We start from the raw sequence: 19,178 nt of genomic DNA on the forward strand, positions 1-19,178 counted from the left end.
GCCACACCAGCCCGTGAACGGTGCTACGGCGAAGGTCAGGCCGGCGAAGCAGGCGCCGGCGCGTTGCCGGGCTTCACTTCGGCGGTGGTGCCGCCGCCCGACGAATCGCCGCCGACAGCCGGCGAACTCTTCGGCGAGCGCGGCGGACGCCCTTCCATGATGTCGTTGATCTGATCGGCGTCGATCGTTTCCCACTCCATCAGCGCGGCCGTCATTGCCTCCACCTTGTCGCGGTTCTCTTCGAGCAGGCGGCGTGCAAGGCCGTACTGTTCGTCGAGCACGCGGCGGATTTCGCCGTCGACCTTCTGCTGCGTCGCTTCCGAGATCGTGCGCGTGAAGCCTCGGCCGAACGGGCCGTTGTCGCTCTCGTCGTCGACGTAGACCATCGGCCCGAGCGCGTCGGTCATGCCGAAACGGGCCACCATCGCGCGTGCCGTCTGCGTCGCCTTGTTGAAGTCGTCCGACGCGCCGGTGCTGATCAGGTTCAGGAACAGCTCCTCGGCCACGCGGCCGCCGAACAGGATCGCCAGGCGGTCGAGCAGGTAATCCTTCGAATACGTCTCGTTGTCATGCTCCGGCAGCTGCCACGTGACGCCCAGCGCGCGACCGCGCGGGATGATCGTGACCTTGTGCACCGGGTCGGCCTTCGGCAGCAGCTTCGCGATCACCGCGTGGCCCGACTCGTGGTAAGCCGTAGCGCGCTTCGCTTCCTCGCGAATCACCGCCGACTTGCGCTCCGGACCCATGAAGATCTTGTCCTTCGCGTCCTCGAAATCCTGCATCTCGACGATGCGCTTGCCGCGGCGGGCGGCGAACAGCGCCGCTTCGTTCACGAGGTTCGCGAGATCGGCGCCCGAGAAGCCCGGCGTGCCGCGCGCGATCACCGCTGCGTCGACGTCGTTCGCGATCGGCACCTTGCGCAGGTGCACGCGCATGATCTGCTCGCGGCCGCGGATGTCCGGCAGGCCGACATAGACCTGGCGGTCGAAACGGCCCGGACGCAGCAGCGCCTTGTCGAGCACGTCGGAACGGTTGGTCGCGGCGATCACGATCACGCCCGAGTTCGCTTCGAAGCCGTCCATCTCGACCAGCATCTGGTTCAGCGTCTGCTCGCGCTCGTCGTTGCCGCCGCCCATGCCGGCGCCGCGATGACGGCCGACCGCGTCGATTTCGTCGATGAACACGATGCACGGTGCGTGCTTCTTCGCCTGCTCGAACATGTCGCGCACACGGGCCGCGCCGACGCCGACGAACATTTCGACGAAGTCGGAACCCGAGATGCTGAAGAACGGCACCTTCGCTTCACCGGCGATCGCGCGGGCGAGCAGCGTCTTGCCGGTACCCGGAGGGCCGACGAGCAGCACGCCGCGCGGAATGCGACCGCCCAGCTTCTGGAATTTCTGCGGGTCGCGCAGGAAGTCGACGAGCTCGGACACTTCTTCCTTCGCTTCGTCGCAGCCCGCGACGTCGGAGAAGTTCACCGCGTTGTTGTTCTCGTCGATCAGCCGCGCACGCGATTTCCCGAACGAGAATGCGCCGCCTTTGCCGCCTCCCTGCATCTGCCTCATCATGTAGAACCAGAACACGATGATCAGGATCGTCGGCCCGAGGTAGTACAGCGCGGACATCAGCGCGTTCGGCTCGTCGTCGGCCTTGCCGCTGACCTGCACGCCGTACTTCATCAGATCGCCGACCATCCAGATGTCGCCGGGCGACACGATCTGGTATTTCTGGCCATCAGCCGGAGTGACGGTGAGGTTGCGCCCCTGAACGATGACGTTCTTGACCTTGCCGTTCTTGGCGTCGTCCATGAACTGCGAATAGGACACACCTTCCTGGACGCGGGGCTTGTCGAACTGCTTGAACACCGTAAACAGCACCAGTGCGATCACCAGCCACACTGCTGCCTTCGAAAACATATTGTTGTTCAAAGCACCACTCCTTCACTCGTAGACGAGCGCCTACATTTTCCTTGCGGCGCTCCTCGGTCATTCTAATCCAGTCCGACCACCCCTGCCATAAGGATTGACAACCGCCGCGATAGCGCTTCGCTTGTCTGGCAAGGGCCGGAGCCCGTTTGCGGCACCCCGCTCCGCGTCACCGCGGATGCTTCAGATGCCGACCCAAAATGAACGTTTCGGACGATTTGTCGCGGGACGCCTTCGGCTTGCGCGGCGCGACAGTCTTAAACTGCTGTTTGAACTTTTCGACGATCTGGCTGTAGCCGCTGCCGTGAAAGCACTTCACGAGCAGCGCACCGTCCGGCTTCAGATGATTCTGCGCGAATTCGAGCGCCAGATCGCACAGATGCTCGATGCGCGCCGCGTCCGCCGAGGCCACGCCGGAGAGGTTGGGGGCCATGTCGGAAATAACAAGGTCCACCGCGCGACCTTCGAGCACTTCTTCGAGCCGGTGAAGGACCTCGTCCTCGCGGAAATCGCCCTGCAGGAAGTGGACGTCCGCGATCGGCTCCATCGGCAGGATGTCGAGCGCCACGATCGTGCCGTCGATGCCGCCTTCGCGCTCCGCGTCGCGCTTCTTGCCCTGCGCGAGCTTGTTGCGGGCATACTGGCTCCAGCTGCCCGGCGTCGCGCCGAGGTCGACGATCACCTGGCCCGGACGGATCAGCTTGTCCTGCTCGTCGATTTCCTTCAGCTTGTACGCGGCGCGCGCGCGATAGCCCTCCCGCTGCGCCATTTTGACGTACGGGTCGTTGATGTGGTCGTGCAGCCAGTGCTGGTTAAAGCGGTTTTTTGCCATTCGAGAGAGAGATTGCTGCTATTTGCTTCGTGAAGCCGTGCTTTTGGCGGATAATACGCGTCTTCTTCGCGCGGCTGCGGCCCCTTCCGGGCCCAAGCCGCGATTTTACGTGGTTTCGGCGCGCGGCTGATGCGGTAACTTCCCGCGATTCGCTTCTGACGCAGCGCGCCCCTATTTAGATTTCGACATTTCCATGCCCGCCCTTTCGCTTTCCCCCGCCGAGCGCTCCGCGCTGCGCTCCCAGGCCCATGCGCTCAAGCCCGTCGTGCTGATCGGCGCCGAAGGGCTCACCGACGCCGTGCTGAAGGAAATCAAGGTGCACCTCGCCGCGCACCAGTTGATCAAGATCCGTGTGTTCGGTGACGAGCGCGACGAGCGCGTCGCCATTTACGACGAGATCTGCGACCGCCTGAACGCGGCGCCGATCCAGCACATCGGCAAGCTGCTGGTGATCTGGAAGCCCGAGGCTGCCGTGGCGGCCCCGGCCCGCGGCCGTCGTGCCGGCGCGCTGCCGAGCGCGGCCGAAGCCGTCGACGACAAGAAAGGCCGTGCACCGCGCACCGTCAAGGTCGTCAAGGTGTCGCCGAACGCGAGCCCGGTGCGCCGTCCGCGGCCGGTGAAGGTCACGGTGCGCGGCAACGAGCGCGTGACGGCAGGCGGCACGGTGAAGCGCGCGAAAAAGCGTCAGGCCAGCACGAAGCGGCCGCACCAGGGCAAGTAATCCCGCCGCGCGGCACGGGGCACCCCGTGCCGCGTTGCCCGCGCGGCGCTCAGGCCATTCAGGCGTCTTGCGCCGGCAGACGCCAGATCAGCATCAGCCCCAGCACGCTCTCGACGAGATAGAACAGGCTCGAGACGCCGTGCAGCATCCCGAAGCGGCTCGCATACGGCGAGTTCGCGATATCGGTGCCCGCCTCCATCGCGGCCACCCGCAGCGCGTTCATGAACGGCTGCAACGCAAAATACCCGACCAGCACGCACGCGACCATCGCCGCGACGATCCAGCGCACGCGACGATAATCGCCGCTGCCGCGTCGCACCTGCTGGTTCGACAGCGCGAGCAGCAGCACGCCGCATACGACACCGAGGATCGCCTCGATGCGGAACAGCTGGGCGGCGACCGAGCCGGCCGTCATCCGCTCCAGCGTCCTGAACAGCACGGGCGCGACCGCATACCCGATCGTCAGCAGGCTGCCGACCCACACGGCCGACAGCAGGCGGAACACGCGATGCGGCATCACGTCTCCCCGCTTCAGATATAGCTGACCGAGATGATTTCGTACTCGCGCACGCCGCTCGGCGCCTGCACGGCCGCGACGTCGCCTTCGGACTTGCCGATCAGCGCGCGGGCGATCGGCGAGCTGACCGAGATCAGGCCGTGATCGATATCGGCTTCGTCGTCGCCGACGATCTGGTACTTGACGGTGTCGCCGGACTCGAGATCCTCGAGTTCGACCGTCGATGCGAAGACCACGCGGCCTTCGGCGTCGAGCACGGTGGGATCGATGACCTGCGCGGCCGACAGCTTCGATTCGATTTCCGCGATGCGACCCTCGATGAAGCCCTGTTTTTCTTTCGCAGCGTCGTATTCGGCGTTTTCGGACAGATCGCCCTGTGCGCGGGCCTCCGCGATCGCGTTGATCACGGCCGGCCGCTCGACGGACTTGAGACGCTGCAATTCATCGCGCAGTTGCTCTGCGCCACGCTTTGTCAACGGAATGGTGCTCATAAACGGCTCAATCGCTAAAAACGGCTATAAAAAAAATCACCGCGATTAAACGTATTTCCGGTGAACCGGAAACACCGCTTAATCGCGGCACGTGTTGCTTCGACAGGTAACTGACTGCTTAGTTTAGGCGAGCGTGAAGACCTTGTAAATCATAGACTTCCAGATCCTTCAGGTAGCGCAGGCCTTCGACGGCCGCGCGCGCGCCGGACATCGTCGTGTAGTACGTGACCTTGTGCGCCTGCGCGCTCATGCGGATCGAACGCGAATCGGCGATCGCCTGGCGCGTCTCGTCGACCGTCGTGAACACGAGTGCGATCTCGCCGTTCTTGATCATGTCGACGATGTGCGGACGGCCGTCCTTCACCTTGTTCACGACCTTCACCGGCACGCCGGCCGCTTCGATCGCGGCAGCCGTGCCCTTGGTCGCGACGATCGGGTAGCCGAGGTCGTGCAGCATGCGCGCGACTTCGACCGCCTTCGGTTTATCCGCATCCATCACGGTGAGCAGCACCGTGCCCGACTCCGGCAAGCGCGAACCGGCCGCAAGCTGCGACTTGAACAGCGCTTCGCCGAAGGTCTGGCCGACGCCCATCACTTCGCCGGTCGAACGCATTTCAGGCCCGAGGACCGGATCGACGGTCGGGAACTTGACGAACGGGAACACCGCTTCCTTCACGCTGAAGTACGGCGGCTCGACTTCCTTCGTCACGCCCTGCTGCGCGAGCTTCTGGCCGACCATCGCGCGCGCCGCGATCTTCGCGAGCGGCAGGCTGGTCGCCTTCGACACGTACGGCACCGTGCGCGACGCGCGCGGGTTCACTTCGAGCACGTAGATGATGTCCTGCTTCGAACCGTCCGCCTGCGGCACCTGCTGGATCGCGAACTGCACGTTCATCAGGCCGACCACGTTCAGCGCCTTCGCCATCGCGCCCGTCTGGCGCTTCAGCTCGGCCACGGTTTCCTTCGACAGCGAGTACGGCGGCAGCGAGCATGCCGAGTCGCCCGAGTGGACGCCCGCCTGCTCGATGTGCTCCATCACGCCGCCGATGAACACCGACTCGCCGTCGCAGATGCAGTCGACGTCGCATTCGATCGCGTCGTTCAGGAAGCGGTCGAGCAGCACCGGCGAATCGTTCGACACCTTCACGGCCTCGCGCATGTAGCGCTCGAGGTCGCGCGGCTCGTGGACGATTTCCATCGCGCGGCCGCCCAGCACGTACGACGGACGCACGACGAGCGGGTAGCCGATTTCGGCCGCCAGCGCGAGCGCTTCGTCTTCGGCGCGCGCGGTGCGGTTCGGCGGCTGGCGCAGGCCGAGGTCCTGCAGCAGCTTCTGGAAGCGTTCGCGGTCTTCGGCCGCGTCGATCATGTCCGGCGACGTGCCGACGATCGGCACGCCGTGCGCCTCGAGGTCGAGCGCGAGCTTCAGCGGCGTCTGGCCGCCATACTGGACGATCACGCCGACCGGCTTTTCCTTGTCGACGATCTCGAGCACGTCTTCCAGCGTCAGCGGCTCGAAGTACAGGCGGTCGGACGTGTCGTAGTCGGTCGACACCGTTTCCGGGTTGCAGTTGACCATGATCGTTTCGTAACCGTCCTCGCGCATCGCGAGGGCCGCATGCACGCAGCAGTAGTCGAACTCGATGCCCTGGCCGATCCGGTTCGGGCCGCCGCCCAGCACCATGATCTTCTTGTTGGTGGTCGGCTGCGCCTCGCACTCTTCCTCGTAGGTCGAGTACATGTACGCCGTCTTGGTCGCGAACTCGGCCGCGCAGGTGTCGACGCGCTTGTAGACCGGGCGAACGTTCAGTTCGATGCGGCGGCGACGGACGTCTTCCGGCGTCGCGCCGAGCAGCTTCGCGAGGCGGCGGTCGGAGAAGCCGCTCTGCTTCAGGAAGCGCAACTCGTCGAACGTCAGCGACGCGAGCGTGCGGCCCGCGAGCGCCTTTTCCTTCAGGATGATCTGCTCGATCTGCTCGAGGAACCACGGGTCGATCGCGGTTTCCGCGAAGATTTCCTCGGCCGTCATGCCGATGCGGAACGCATCGCCGACGTACCAGATGCGGTCCGGGCCCGGCTCGTGGATCTCGATCGCGATCTCGTCGCGGTCGGTCGACTTCTCGTCGAGACCGTCGACGCCGACTTCGAGGCCGCGCAGCGCCTTCTGGAACGATTCCTGGAACGTGCGGCCGATCGCCATCACTTCACCGACCGACTTCATCTGCGTGGTCAGGCGCGAATCGGCTTCGCGGAACTTCTCGAACGCGAAACGCGGGATCTTCGTGACGACGTAGTCGATCGTCGGCTCGAACGACGCCGGCGTCTGGCCGCCGGTGATTTCGTTCTTCAGCTCGTCGAGCGTGTAGCCGACCGCCAGCTTCGCCGCGACCTTCGCGATCGGGAAGCCGGTTGCCTTCGACGCGAGCGCCGACGAACGCGACACGCGCGGGTTCATCTCGATGACGACCATGCGGCCGTCCTTCGGGTTGATCGAGAACTGCACGTTCGAGCCGCCCGTGTCGACGCCGATCTCGCGCAGCACCGCGAGCGATGCGTTACGCAGGATCTGGTATTCCTTGTCGGTGAGCGTCTGCGCCGGCGCGACCGTGATCGAGTCGCCGGTGTGCACGCCCATCGGGTCGAGGTTCTCGATCGAGCACACGATGATGCAGTTGTCGGCGCGGTCGCGCACGACTTCCATCTCGTATTCCTTCCAGCCGAGCAGCGATTCCTCGATCAGCAGTTCGCGCGTCGGCGACAGGTCGAGGCCGCGCTTGCAGATCTCTTCGAACTCTTCGCGGTTGTACGCGATGCCGCCGCCCGAGCCGCCGAGCGTGAACGACGGACGGATCACGACCGGGTAGCCGCTGCCGCCGGTGCCGGCCATGATCTCGGCGTGCACCTGGGTCGCTTCTTCCATCGAGTGCGCGATGCCCGACTTCGCGGAACCGAGACCGATCTTGGTCATCGCTTCCTTGAATTTCTGGCGGTCTTCCGCCTTGTCGATCGCTTCCGGCGACGCGCCGATCAGCTCGACGCCGAACTTCTCGAGCACGCCGTGGTGGTGCAGGTCGAGCGCGCAGTTCAGCGCGGTCTGGCCGCCCATCGTCGGCAGGATCGCGTCCGGGCGCTCCTTCTCGATGATGCGTGCGACCACTTCCCACGTGATCGGCTCGATGTACGTGACGTCGGCCGTGTTCGGGTCGGTCATGATCGTCGCCGGGTTGCTGTTCACGAGGACGACCTTGTAGCCCTCTTCACGCAGCGCCTTGCAAGCCTGCGCGCCCGAATAGTCGAACTCGCAAGCCTGGCCGATGATGATCGGGCCGGCGCCGATGATGAGGATGCTTTTGATGTCTGTGCGTTTTGGCATGGCTTGTGAATTCAGTAAGTAATCTTTGTCGTGGCGTTGTCGTCGGTCGGCAGGCCGCGCTCAGCTCATGGTGGCGAGCGCGAGCTTCACCGAGAAACCGATGAACAGGCCGCCCACGCTGCTCGCCGCGCCCGCCGCGAGCCTGCGGCGGCGGCGGAAATGCTCGGCGAGCCGTGCGCCCGCGAAGATCAGCGTGCTCAGGTACAGGAAGCTCGCGCATTGCGCGATCGCCCCGAGCACGACGAACGACAGCGCGGGATGCGGGAATGCCGGGTCGACGAACTGGATGAAGAACGAGATGAAGAACAGGATCGCCTTCGGATTCAGGAGGCTCACGATCAGCGCCTTGCGGAACGGCTTGTCGAAAGACTGTTCGCCGTCGACCGCCTGCGGCGCGTCAGCCGGCGCATCGCTGCGCGCGCGCAGCTTCTGCCACGCGCTGCGCAGCATGCCGGAGCCGATGTAGAGCAGATACGCGGCGCCGCCGTACTTCACGACGGAGAACAGCAGCGGGTTCGCCTTCAGCAGCGACGCGACGCCCGCGGCGGACAGCACCATCAGCACCGTATCGCCGACGAACACGCCGCAGGCCGCGCGATAGCCGGCCTTCACGCCGCGCTGCGCCGCGAGCGACAGCACGTACATCGAGTTCGGCCCCGGCAGCAGGATGATGAAGATCACGCCGAACACGTAGGTCCAGATATCCGTGATGCCGAGTGCGTGGCCGAACATGATGCGAATCTCCCGTTCTTCGGTTGCTTCAGTTGCGTCAGGCGTTGCGCTGCTTCGCCGCGTCCATCAGTGCGGTGAAACGGTCGAACAGATAGCCGATGTCGTGCGGGCCGGGCGACGCTTCCGGGTGGCCCTGGAAGCAGAATGCCGGCTTGTCGGTCAGCTCGAAGCCCTGCAGCGTGCCGTCGAACAGCGACACGTGCGTCACGCGCGCGTTGGCCGGCAGCGAATCCGCGTCGACCGCGAAGCCGTGGTTCTGCGACGTGATCACCACGCGACCGTCGCCGAGATCCTTCACCGGATGGTTCGCGCCGTGGTGGCCCGTCTTCATCTTGAGCGTCTTCGCGCCGACCGCGAGGCCCATGATCTGGTGGCCGAGGCAGATGCCGAAGGTCGGCACGCCGCGCTCGATGAACTGCTTCGTGGCCGCGATCGCGTAGTCGCACGGTTCCGGATCGCCGGGGCCGTTCGACAGGAAGATGCCGTCCGGATTCAGCGCGAGCGCATCTTCCGCGCTCGCTTGTGCCGGCAGCACCGTCACGTGGCAGCCGCGCTCCGCGAGCATGCGCAGGATGTTGTACTTGACGCCGAAGTCATACGCGACGACGCGGTACTTCGGCGCTTCCTGCATGCCGTAGCCGCTGCCGAGGCGCCATTCGGTCTGCTTCCACTCGAACGGCTTGGTGGTCGACACGACCTTCGCGAGATCCATGCCCGCGAGGCCCGCGAACGAGCGCGCGAGCTCGATCGCCTTCGCCTCGTCGTCCGAGCCGGCCAGGATGCAGCCGCTCTGCGCGCCCTTGTCGCGCAGGATCCGGGTCAGCTTGCGGGTATCGATGCCGGCGATCGCGACGACGCCTTCGTCGCGCAGGTAATCGCCGAGCGTGCGGTCCATGCGGAAGTTCGATGCGAGCGTCGGCAGATCACGGATGATCAGGCCGGCGGCATGGACTTTCGTGGCTTCGACGTCTTCGGCGTTGACGCCGACGTTGCCGATATGCGGGTAGGTGAGCGTGACGATCTGACGCGCGTAGCTCGGATCGGTCAGGATTTCCTGATAGCCGGTAATCGCGGTGTTGAACACGACTTCACCGATCGTGTGGCCTTCGGCCCCGATCGAATAACCACGAAAGACCGTGCCGTCGGCGAGTGCAAGCAAGGCGGGAGAAAAAGACGGCAACACGGGAGGCTCCTTGGGGAACACCCTGCTGCCGACCTGTTTACCCTGCCGCGCGAGCGCCGCGCTGCGTAGGCGCGCGGAATCGCTAGCTGGACGCGACCTGCGTTGTCGAGACGCGAACCCGGCGCGTGGCGCACGAGGCTTCGCGGCATCGCCCGACAGGCGGCGTGCGGCGGATGAACGGGATGAGTGAGGTAGGCGCTAGGGTGCGAGGTTGATCAGCACAAACTTTCAAATTATAGCCCGAAAATGGCCTTATCTTCAATCGATATGGCCGTCCGATCGTGCATGCGGCGTGCATGCGGCGCGCGTGACGGCGCGCGGTCGCGCACGACACTCGTTGCTGCGGCCCCGTTTCCGCAGCCGCCCTACCCGTCAGCGTACCGCCGGATCAACGTGCTTGCCAGCGCTGCGCGCGGGCCACACGCACCAGACCGCGCTCGCGAGCTGCAGCGCGAGCAGCACGCTCCACGCGGTGACGTGCGCGGCGGCCGGGTAATGGCCGTCGACGGCCGGCCAGTGCGACAGCACCGCGCCGATGCCGATCTGGAACGCAAAGATCAGCACGAAGATCACGAGCGTCAGCGTCGTATTCGCGCGGCCGATCAGATGCGCCGGAAAGTGACCGGCCAGCACCGCGTAGGTCAGGATCCCGACGCCGCCGAACATCCCGTAGGCCGCCCACAGCACGGCCGGCGGCAGCGGCACGCGCGCGACGATCGCGCCCTGCGTGGCGACGAACAGCACCATGCCGATGCCGCAAAATGCCTGGACGGACACCCCGCGGCGCTCGAGCACGCGCGCCGCCGCGCCGAAGCCGACGCAGCCCGCCATCATCGCGAAGCCGAGCACCGACACGAGCCGCGCGGCGTGCTGCGCATCGAACCCCGCGACGTCGCGCAGGTACGGGCCGACCCACAGCGACTGCATCGCATAGAACACGCCCTGCGTGACGATCGAGAACGACGAAATCTTCCAGAACGCACGGCTGCCCAGGATGTGCCACGTGCCCTTGAACTGGCTGACGATCCCGCCCTGCTGACGCGGCCGCTCGGCTTCCGGCGCACCGAGGCCGATCGCGGCCGCGACGACGATCGTCAGCACCGCGAGGCCGCCGCAGATCACGCGCCAGCTCGTCACGCCGAGCAGCCAGGTCAGCGGCGAGCCGACCGCGACGCCGCCGAGGCCGCCGACGGCCATCACGAGACCGTTGACGAGCGGCAGCCGGCCGACCGGAAAATGCTGCGCGAGCGCCTTGAACGCCGCGCCGAGACACACCGACACGCCGACGCCGATCAGGAGCCGGCCGACCATCATCGTGCCGAGGTCGTGCGCGATGCCGAACACGGCGGCGCCGGCTGCCGCGAACAGCAGCATCCCGGCCGCCACGCGGCGCGGGCCGAAATGGTCGAGCAGCACGCCGGCCGGAATCTGCGCGCCGGCGAAGCCGAGGAAATAGAGACTGGTGAGCAGCCCGAGATCGGCGGCCGACAGCCCGAGCTCGTGCGTGACGAACGGCGCGAAGCCGAGATTGACGCCGCGGAACACGTACGACACGAAATATCCGATCGCAAACAGCGCGAGCACCCTCACCTGCACCGACGACATCGCTTCTCCTTGTGACTGCGCGCAGCGCGCAGCAACGGCCGCGCTACCGCGCACAAACGAAAACGCCGTCACCTCGGTGACGGCGTTGCTACGCGTTTCGTCGGATGATAACGCAATCGCGCGCCCCGGTCGGGCCGCCGCGCCGCGATCGCGGCCGCGTTACTTCTTGCCCTTGTGCGCAGCGGCCTTCGGTGCAGCCTTCGCGGGCGCGGCCTTGGCCACGCGGGCCGCCGGCTTCGCGGCACCGTGCTTCGCGCCGCGCGACTTGCCGCCGACCGACAGGCTCGCGCGCTCGATATGCGCGCCGGCGGTCGACGTCGCGATCCGCTCCGGCCCCGGCTCGGCCGGCACCGCGCGGCCGACCGGCACGTGCAGCACGAGCGCCTGGCCCGGCATCGCGAGATCGCGATGCGTGCGGTTCCATGCCTTCAGCTGCGCGACCGACACGCCGTAGCGGCCGGCGATCGCCGCCATCGACTGCTTGCGGCGCACGCGGATCAGCATCTTGCGCGTGTCGGGCACGTCGGGCTCCATCGCGAGCACACCGTTTTCCGCGACGTCCGCGCTGATGTCCTCGTCGTCGTCATCGCCGCGCGGCACGACGATCGTCGAGCCCGGCTTCAGGCGCATGCCGGCCGGAATCTTGTTGACCGACATCAGCGTGTCGGCGTCCACGCCGATCTTCTCGGCGATCGCGGCCGGGCGCGCGCGCTCGCTGACCGTATAGGTGGTCCACGTCGACAACTGGCCGTTGTAGGCCTTCAGGTTCTTCTCGAACGCCGCCGCGTTGTCGAACGGCAGCAGGATCTGCGGCTCGGTCGCGCCGAGGATCACCGGCTTCGCGAACGACGGGTTCAGCGAGCGGAACTCGTCGAGCGACAGGTTCGCGAGCTTCGCGGCCACCGCCACGTCGATGTCGCGCGCCGTCGTGACCGTCACGAAATACGGGTGGTTGGGGATCTCCGGCAGCGTCAGGCCGAACTGCTGCGGATTCGCGATGATGTTCTTCACCGCCTGCAGCTTCGGCACGTAGTTGCGCGTCTCGTTCGGCATCCGCAGGCTCTGGTAATCGGTCGGCAGGCCGGCCGCCTGGTTGCGCGCGATCGCACGCTGCACGTTGCCTTCGCCCCAGTTGTACGCGGCCAGTGCGAGGTACCAGTCGCCGAACATGTCATGCAGGCGCGACAGGTAGTCGAGCGCGGCGCTCGTCGACGCGAGCACGTCGCGACGCTCGTCCTGCCACATGTTGCGCTTCAGGTTGTACGTGCGGCCCGTGCCCGGCATGAACTGCCACATGCCGGCCGCCTTCGCGACCGACAGCGCCTGCGGGTTGAACGCGGATTCGATGAACGGCAGCAGCGCGAGCTCGGTCGGCATGTGGCGCGCCTCGAGCTCCTCGACGATGTGATAGAGGTACTTCTGCGAGCGCTCGGTCATGCGCTGCACGTAATCGGGACGCTGCGTGTACCAGGTCGTCTGCATGTCGACGAGGTCGCTCTGCAGGTCGGGCATCTGGAAGCCGCGGCGAATGCGGCCCCAGAGATCGGGGTCGGCACTGGTCAGGTCGCCGACGGATTGCTTGTCGACGTCGACAGTTTCTTTGGCGGTGGCTGATTTACGGAGGTAGTTGGACGTCGCCTGCGAATCGGCGGCGTTGTTGGCGACAGGGGCCTGGCTCGCGCAAGCGGCGAGCAGCAGGACCACCATCGCACTCAATATAAGTCGCATGAAAATCTCGGCTTCCGACGGCTGGAAATTGCTGGCGATACTACGGAAGTGCGTGCTTCACGTCAATAAAAACACCGAAAACTCAGCGAAATCCTACATTTGCAGCAATTTTTACAGACACCACCTGAGGTTTGGAGTCCTCCCGAAATCGTCATCTGAACCGGTTTTTCCACTCGCGCATCAGCGTGAATGCCGCCAGACGATCCGGCACCGTTTCGTGCAGCTCGGCCTCGAGCGTCGCATGGATGGCCGCGCTGTCCGCCCGCATGAACGGGTTGACGGCACGTTCGTGCGCGATCGTCGTGGGCAGCGTCGGCACGCCGCGCGCGCGCAGCGCCTGCGCATCGTCGCGCCAGGCGGCGAGCGCCGCGTTGCCCGGTTCGCACGCGAGCGCGAAGCGGATGTTCGACAGCGTGTATTCGTGTGCGCAATGCACGCGCGTGTCGCCGGGCAGCGCCGCGAGCGCGTCGAGCGACGCGAGCATCTGCGCGGGCGTGCCTTCGAACAGCCGGCCGCAACCGCATGAGAACAGTGTATCTCCGCAGAACACGTGAGGCGTGGCCGCGCCCTGCCCGGCCGCCTGGAAATACGCGATGTGGCCGCGCGTGTGACCCGGCACGTCGAGCACGTCGAACGCAAGCGCCGGTGCGCCGAGCGTCACGCGATCGCCGCCCGCGAGCGGGCGCGTGACCACGTCGATCGATTCTTCCGCCGGGCCATAAACGACCAGCGGCACATCGTCCGGTTGGCCATCGCGCAGCGCCGCGACACCGCCGACGTGGTCGGCGTGATGGTGCGTGAGTAAAATAGCGGTCAAGCGCCAGCCGCGTTCGGCAAGAACACGGCGTACCGGCGCGGCTTCACCCGGATCGACGGCGATCGCATCGCGGCCGTCCGAGACGAGCCAGATATAGTTGTCTTCGAATGCCGGCACCGGCACATATTCCAGCTCGTTCATGGGCACGCAATCATCGTTATGTCCGATCGTCAAATTATAGACTGGCCCGCCTGGACCGACTCGCCACCCGGCCGCTACGTGCTGGACTGGGAGCAGGCGCAGCTCGACCGGATCGTGTCCGACGTCTTCGGGTTTCACGCGCTGCAGCTCGGCCTGCCGCAGCTCGACGCGCTGCGCGAGAACCGCATGCCGTATCGCGGCCTCGTGCTCGACCCGGCGAGCGGCGCGAGCGCGCCCTACCAGTATCCGTGGGCGCGCGAGGCGCATGCGCCCGAGCATGCGCCGGCCGATCGCAGCACGACCTGGTGCGACCTGCTCGACCTGCCGTTCGAGTCGCAGAGCGTCGACCTGATCGTGATGCCGCATACGCTCGAATTCACGTCCGACCCGCACCGCCTGCTGCGCGAGGCCGAACGCGTGCTGATGCCGGAAGGCCAGCTCGTGATCACCGGCTTCAATTCGCTGAGCCTGTGGGGCATGCGGCAGTCGTTCGGGCGCATGGCCAACCGCCCGTTCGTGCCGGCCGCACGCGACCAGATCGCGTTCATCCGGCTCAAGGACTGGATCAAGCTGCTCGGCTTCGATCTCGAGCGCGGCCGCTTCGGCTGCTACCGGCCGCCGCTCGTCACCGACAAATGGCTTGCCCGCTACGGCTTCATGGAAGCCGCCGGCGACCGCTGGTGGCCGATCTTCGGCGCCGTCTACATGGTCACCGCCGTCAAGCGCGTGCGCGGCATGCGTCTCGTCGGCCCGATCAAGATGAAGAAGCCCGTGCTCGCGCCGGGCCTGACGCCGGCGGCCACCCCGACCACCCATCAAGAACACTCATGACCACCGACACCATCGACATCTATACCGACGGCGCCTGCAAGGGCAACCCCGGCCCCGGCGGCTGGGGCGCACTGCTGCGCTACGGCGACCGCGAAAAGGAGCTGTTCGGCGGCGAGCCGAACACGACCAACAACCGCATGGAGCTGATGGGCGTGATCGCCGCGCTCGAGGCGCTGAAGCGGCCGTGCCGCGTGATCGTCCATACCGACTCGCAGTACGTGCAGAAAGGCATCAGCGAGTGGATCCACGGCTGGAAGAAGAAGGGCTGGGTCACCGCGGCGAAAACCCCGGTGAAGAACGCCGACCTGTGGAAGCGGCTCGACGCGCTCGTCGCGCAGCACGAGGTCGAGTGGCGCTGGGTGAAGGGCCATGCGGGCCATCCCGAAAACGAACGCGCGGACGCGCTCGCGAACCGCGGCGTCGCATCGCTCGCGGCCTGAATCGCAGCCTGAACGCAGGCCGCCCTACCGTCTTTCCCGATTTATCCGACATGCGCCAGATCATTCTCGATACCGAAACCACCGGCCTGAACCCCCGCACGGGCGACCGCCTGATCGAAATCGGCTGCGTCGAGCTGCTGAACCGGCGGCTCACCGGCAACAACCTGCACATCTACGTGAACCCCGAGCGCGACAGCGATCCGGGCGCGCTGGCCGTGCACGGCCTCACGACCGAATTCTTGAGCGACAAGCCGAAGTTCGCGGAAGTCGTCGACCAGATCCGCGACTTCGTGAAGGACGCCGAGCTGATCATCCATAACGCGCCGTTCGACCTCGGGTTCCTCGACGCCGAATTCGCGCGGCTCGACCTGCCGCCGTTCACCGAGCATTGCGGCGGCGTGATCGACACGCTGGTGCAGGCCAAGCAGATGTTCCCCGGCAAGCGCAATTCGCTCGACGCACTGTGCGACCGGTTCGGCATCAGCAACGCGCACCGTACGCTGCACGGCGCACTGCTCGACTCGGAGCTGCTCGCCGAGGTCTATCTCGCAATGACGCGCGGCCAGGACAGCCTCGTGATCGACATGCTCGACGACGCAGGCGCCGACGGCGGCGCGGCGAACGGCCAGCGCGTGGCGCTCGCGTCGCTCGACCTGCCGGTGCTCGCGGCGAGCGACGACGAACTGGCCGCGCATCAGACCCAGCTCGACGAACTCGACAAGTCGGTCAAGGGCGCCTGCGTATGGCGCAAGTCCGCCGACGCGGACGCCGCCGAAGCCGCCTGACGCGGCGTCTCACGAGCCGAAGCCGTGCCTGCAGCCGTGCTCAAGCGCGCGGCTGCAGTGCGATGACGGCCATCCCGCCGAGCGCGAGCATCGCGCCCGCCACATCCCAGCGGGTCAGCGCGATGCCGTCGACCGCCCGCAGCCAGATCAGCGCCACCGCGATATACACGCCGCCGTACGCCGCATACGTGCGCCCTGCCGCGCTCGGGTGCAGCGTCAGCAGCCACGCGAACAACGCGAGCGACAGCGCGGCCGGCACCAGCAGCCAGACGGGCCGCCCGCCCTTCAGCACGAGCCACGGCAGGTAGCAGCCGACGATCTCGGCCAGTGCAGTGACGGCGAACAACGCCGCAATCCTGATCAGTTCGGTCATCCGGTTCCCCCGCAGATTCGGCCCCCATCCGGCGGGCCGCGCGACCCCGCCGCGCGCCGCCGATCATACCGGAGCCGACCCCGCCGGAACCGCCGCCGGACGGGGGATTCCCGGCAATTTGCACGATCGTCTGCCATCGTGCTATCATGTCGCCTGTTTCAACATTCAATCTCTGTCTATTCGATTTCGCAAGAAGTCCGTCCGCGCATTGCGGGCCGGTGCTTCGACCGAAATTGCATCCACAGGAAAGCCCGCCCGACAGGCCCGCTTTTCTCGTTTCGTTGCCCCTCCGGGGCGCTTGCCGGAACGCCGGACTCCGTCCGCGCCGGCATCTGCCGCTCGCATCACGCGGCCCATTCTTCATGAGCGCACCGTCGCGACGGCCCATCGGGCCCGCGTCGAAGCAGTCCCTTACGGCCCTTTACCGCCTCATGTGCAGTAAGCGCTTAAATGGCCTGCCCCGACGCGCAGCACACGACATCGCGCTCGCCGGCAAACCGTGTCGGACGGCCCGCCCGTTCCGGCGCAGTCAAAGGAGTACATGACCTTGACCGCAACACACGTCAGCCCGACCGCTGCTTCTTCCTCCACGTCGTCCGGCGAGGCTCCGCTCGCCGCGGACGACATTACCGTCGTCGACCAGAGCCTGCTCAAGCGCGCCGTCAGCGCGATGGCCATCGGCAATGCGATGGAATGGTTCGACTTCGGCGTCTACAGCTATATCGCCGTCACGCTCGGCAAGGTGTTCTTCCCGTCCAGCAGCCCGTCCGCGCAGTTGCTCGCGACCTTCGGCACGTTCGCGGCCGCGTTCCTCGTGCGCCCGCTCGGCGGCATGGTGTTCGGCCCGCTCGGCGATCGCATCGGCCGCCAGCGCGTGCTCGCCGCCACCATGATCATGATGGCCGTCGGCACCTTCGCGATCGGCCTGATCCCCAGCTACGCGTCGATCGGCATCATGGCGCCCGTGCTGCTGCTCGTCGCCCGCCTCGTGCAGGGCTTCTCGACCGGCGGCGAATACGGCGGCGCCGCCACCTTCATCGCCGAGTTCTCGACCGACAAGCGCCGCGGTTTCATGGGCAGCTTCCTCGAGTTCGGCACGCTGATCGGCTATGTGATGGGCGCCGGCGTGGTCGCGCTGCTCACCGCGTCGCTGTCGCAGGAAGCGCTGCTGTCGTGGGGCTGGCGCGTGCCGTTCCTGATCGCGGGCCCGCTCGGCCTGATCGGCCTGTACATCCGGATGAAGCTCGAGGAAACGCCGGCGTTCAAGCGCCAGGCCGAGGAGCGGGAAGCGCAGGACAAGGCCGTGCCGAAGGCGCGCTTCCGCGAGACGCTGATGCGCAACTGGCGCGCGCTGCTGCTCTGCGTCGGCCTCGTGCTGATCTTCAACGTGACCGACTACATGGTGCTGTCGTACCTGCCGAGCTTCATGTCGTCGACGCTGCACTTCGACGAGTCGCACAGCCTCGTGCTGGTGCTGATCGTGATGGTGCTGATGATGCCGCTGACGCTCGCCGCCGGCCGCCTGTCGGACAAGGTCGGCCGCAAGCCCGTGATGCTGGCCGGCTGCGTCGGCCTGCTCGCGCTGTCGATCCCGTCGATGATGCTGATTCATGCGGGCACCACCGCGTCGGTGTTCGGCGGCCTCCTGATCCTCGGCGTGCTGCTGTCGTGCTTCACCGGTGTGATGCCGTCGGCGCTGCCGGCGCTGTTCCCGACCGAGATCCGCTACGGCGCGCTCGCGATCGGCTTCAACGTGTCGGTGTCGCTGTTCGGCGGCACGACGCCGCTCGTCACCGCGTGGCTCGTCGACGTGACCCACAACCTGATGATGCCCGCGTACTACATGATGGGCGCGGCCGTGATCGGCATCGTGTCGGTCGTCGCACTCGCCGAAACCGCACGCCAGCCGCTCAAGGGCTCGCCGCCGGCCGTCGCGTCGCGCCGCGAGGCACACCAGCTGGCGCGCCAGCTGCGCGAGGAAGAGGACACGGAAATCTACGGCGTCGTGTCGACCGCACGCGCCTGAGCGTCGCCCGCTCGCCCATGAAAAAGCCCCGGCCGAAGCCGGGGCTCGATCGAACCCGATCCGCCCGACCGGCTTGCGCCGGCCGGGCGTTTTTTCATCCGTAGACGTGACGCGGGTTCATGCGTGCGCTTCGCAGTGGCGGCAGAAGATCAGCGCACGCGAACGCGACACGGCTGCCTGCGCGCCGCGCGCGGCGACGATCAGGCCGACCTGGCCGAGATTGAAGTCGCGCTCGACCATCAGTTGCGTCAGCGCGGCAAGCGGCAACACGACGGAGGGGTGGTACAGACTCGATTCGATCAGCGCTCTCATCATCGGCTCCATCAGGCAATGCATATTCGATGGAGTGGATTCTAGGGACGGCCCGCATCCGGATAAACAGCGCGAATGCGAAGTCACTTGTCAGCGGCGGAGAACAATCGGCTCGTCCTTGCCGGACGGGGCCGGGCGGGCAGCGCACGAGCGCGCGGGCGCATAAAACGCAGCGGCGCGACGTGGTTTTCAGCACGCCGCGCCGAACAATAACGCGCGGTCGGACGCGCCGCGGACTGCGGTTGAGTCGATACGCGCCGAATGCCGGCCCGGTTCCAACGCGGCGGGGCCAGACGCGCCGCCCTCGCCCGCCGTCGTTTCGGTGCCGCCCGGATCGACGCCG

General features: G+C 66.5%; 17 protein-coding genes. 5 read left to right on the forward strand and 12 right to left on the reverse strand.

Translation table 11 applies throughout. The annotated features are described in order from the left end of the window. Positions 1 to 35 precede the first annotated feature (35 nt). Together ftsH and PL79_RS34670 are read right to left on the reverse strand one after the other, a co-directional pair. The gene (ftsH, locus tag PL79_RS34665; protein WP_044844894.1) at positions 36 to 1,931 is read right to left on the reverse strand and encodes an ATP-dependent zinc metalloprotease FtsH; all 1,896 of its coding nucleotides are present in this window, start codon (positions 1,929 to 1,931) and stop codon (positions 36 to 38) included. 166 nt (positions 1,932 to 2,097) lie between these two features. Further along, complete coding sequence (locus PL79_RS34670) at positions 2,098 to 2,760, reverse strand: RlmE family RNA methyltransferase (RefSeq protein ID WP_044844895.1); 663 nt, start codon at positions 2,758 to 2,760, stop codon at positions 2,098 to 2,100. Between the two features lie 193 nt (positions 2,761 to 2,953). Here PL79_RS34670 and PL79_RS34675 point away from each other — a divergent pair, with 193 nt between their 5' ends. After that, the gene (locus PL79_RS34675; protein ID WP_044844896.1) at positions 2,954 to 3,481 is read left to right on the forward strand and encodes a YhbY family RNA-binding protein; all 528 of its coding nucleotides are present in this window, start codon (positions 2,954 to 2,956) and stop codon (positions 3,479 to 3,481) included. 58 nt (positions 3,482 to 3,539) lie between these two features. On the opposite strand, the gene PL79_RS34680 is transcribed toward PL79_RS34675, so the two are convergent. The 8 genes from PL79_RS34680 to gloB form a co-directional block, all read right to left on the reverse strand. Next, positions 3,540 to 3,998 carry a DUF4149 domain-containing protein gene (locus PL79_RS34680; RefSeq protein ID WP_044844897.1) on the reverse strand — a complete coding sequence of 153 codons (459 nt, stop codon included), beginning with the start codon at positions 3,996 to 3,998 and terminating at the stop codon, positions 3,540 to 3,542. Positions 3,999 to 4,012: 14 nt separating this feature from the next. Beyond that, positions 4,013 to 4,489: a transcription elongation factor GreA gene (greA, locus tag PL79_RS34685; RefSeq protein ID WP_021163362.1), complete on the reverse strand. Its 477-nt coding sequence runs from the start codon at positions 4,487 to 4,489 to the stop codon at positions 4,013 to 4,015. A 118-nt stretch (positions 4,490 to 4,607) separates the two neighbouring features. Beyond that, complete coding sequence (gene carB, locus PL79_RS34690; protein ID WP_044844898.1) at positions 4,608 to 7,862, reverse strand: carbamoyl-phosphate synthase large subunit; 3,255 nt, start codon at positions 7,860 to 7,862, stop codon at positions 4,608 to 4,610. A gap of 60 nt (positions 7,863 to 7,922) precedes the next feature. Then, positions 7,923 to 8,594, reverse strand: coding sequence for a leucine efflux protein LeuE (gene leuE / locus PL79_RS34695; protein ID WP_044844899.1), 672 nt, complete (start codon positions 8,592 to 8,594; stop codon positions 7,923 to 7,925). A 37-nt stretch (positions 8,595 to 8,631) separates the two neighbouring features. Further along, positions 8,632 to 9,777 (reverse strand): glutamine-hydrolyzing carbamoyl-phosphate synthase small subunit, encoded by a 1,146-nt coding sequence (carA, locus tag PL79_RS34700; protein WP_044844900.1) that lies wholly within the window; start codon positions 9,775 to 9,777, stop codon positions 8,632 to 8,634. A gap of 372 nt (positions 9,778 to 10,149) precedes the next feature. Next, positions 10,150 to 11,382: an MFS transporter gene (locus PL79_RS34710; RefSeq protein ID WP_044844901.1), complete on the reverse strand. Its 1,233-nt coding sequence runs from the start codon at positions 11,380 to 11,382 to the stop codon at positions 10,150 to 10,152. 159 nt (positions 11,383 to 11,541) lie between these two features. Beyond that, positions 11,542 to 13,110 (reverse strand): transglycosylase SLT domain-containing protein, encoded by a 1,569-nt coding sequence (locus PL79_RS34715; RefSeq protein ID WP_044844902.1) that lies wholly within the window; start codon positions 13,108 to 13,110, stop codon positions 11,542 to 11,544. A 151-nt stretch (positions 13,111 to 13,261) separates the two neighbouring features. Next, the gene (gloB, locus tag PL79_RS34720) at positions 13,262 to 14,068 is read right to left on the reverse strand and encodes a hydroxyacylglutathione hydrolase (RefSeq protein WP_044844903.1); all 807 of its coding nucleotides are present in this window, start codon (positions 14,066 to 14,068) and stop codon (positions 13,262 to 13,264) included. 18 nt (positions 14,069 to 14,086) lie between these two features. Between gloB and PL79_RS34725 the strand changes: the two genes are divergently transcribed. The 3 genes from PL79_RS34725 to dnaQ are packed head-to-tail and all read left to right on the forward strand — an operon-like array spanning position 14,087 to position 16,124. Then, the gene (locus PL79_RS34725) at positions 14,087 to 14,899 is read left to right on the forward strand and encodes a class I SAM-dependent methyltransferase (RefSeq protein ID WP_044844904.1); all 813 of its coding nucleotides are present in this window, start codon (positions 14,087 to 14,089) and stop codon (positions 14,897 to 14,899) included. Continuing rightward, complete coding sequence (rnhA, locus tag PL79_RS34730; RefSeq protein WP_044844905.1) at positions 14,896 to 15,339, forward strand: ribonuclease HI; 444 nt, start codon at positions 14,896 to 14,898, stop codon at positions 15,337 to 15,339. Before PL79_RS34725 ends, rnhA begins: the two co-directional genes overlap by 4 nt. A gap of 50 nt (positions 15,340 to 15,389) precedes the next feature. Further along, positions 15,390 to 16,124: a DNA polymerase III subunit epsilon gene (dnaQ, locus tag PL79_RS34735; RefSeq protein WP_044844906.1), complete on the forward strand. Its 735-nt coding sequence runs from the start codon at positions 15,390 to 15,392 to the stop codon at positions 16,122 to 16,124. Positions 16,125 to 16,164: 40 nt separating this feature from the next. Here the strand turns inward: dnaQ and PL79_RS34740 are convergent, their stop codons facing one another. Continuing rightward, positions 16,165 to 16,497, reverse strand: a complete 333-nt coding sequence (locus PL79_RS34740) for a YnfA family protein (protein WP_044844907.1) — start codon at positions 16,495 to 16,497, stop codon at positions 16,165 to 16,167. 541 nt (positions 16,498 to 17,038) lie between these two features. Between PL79_RS34740 and proP the strand changes: the two genes are divergently transcribed. After that, complete coding sequence (proP, locus tag PL79_RS34750; RefSeq protein WP_044844908.1) at positions 17,039 to 18,523, forward strand: glycine betaine/L-proline transporter ProP; 1,485 nt, start codon at positions 17,039 to 17,041, stop codon at positions 18,521 to 18,523. 117 nt (positions 18,524 to 18,640) lie between these two features. Here proP and PL79_RS34755 read toward each other — a convergent pair whose 3' ends face one another. Then, positions 18,641 to 18,838: a hypothetical protein gene (locus PL79_RS34755; protein WP_044844954.1), complete on the reverse strand. Its 198-nt coding sequence runs from the start codon at positions 18,836 to 18,838 to the stop codon at positions 18,641 to 18,643. Positions 18,839 to 19,178: the final 340 nt, after the last annotated feature.

Source organism: Burkholderia sp. USMB20, from assembly GCF_000949135.2.
In the GTDB taxonomy this organism is placed as follows: Bacteria; Pseudomonadota; Gammaproteobacteria; order Burkholderiales; family Burkholderiaceae; genus Burkholderia.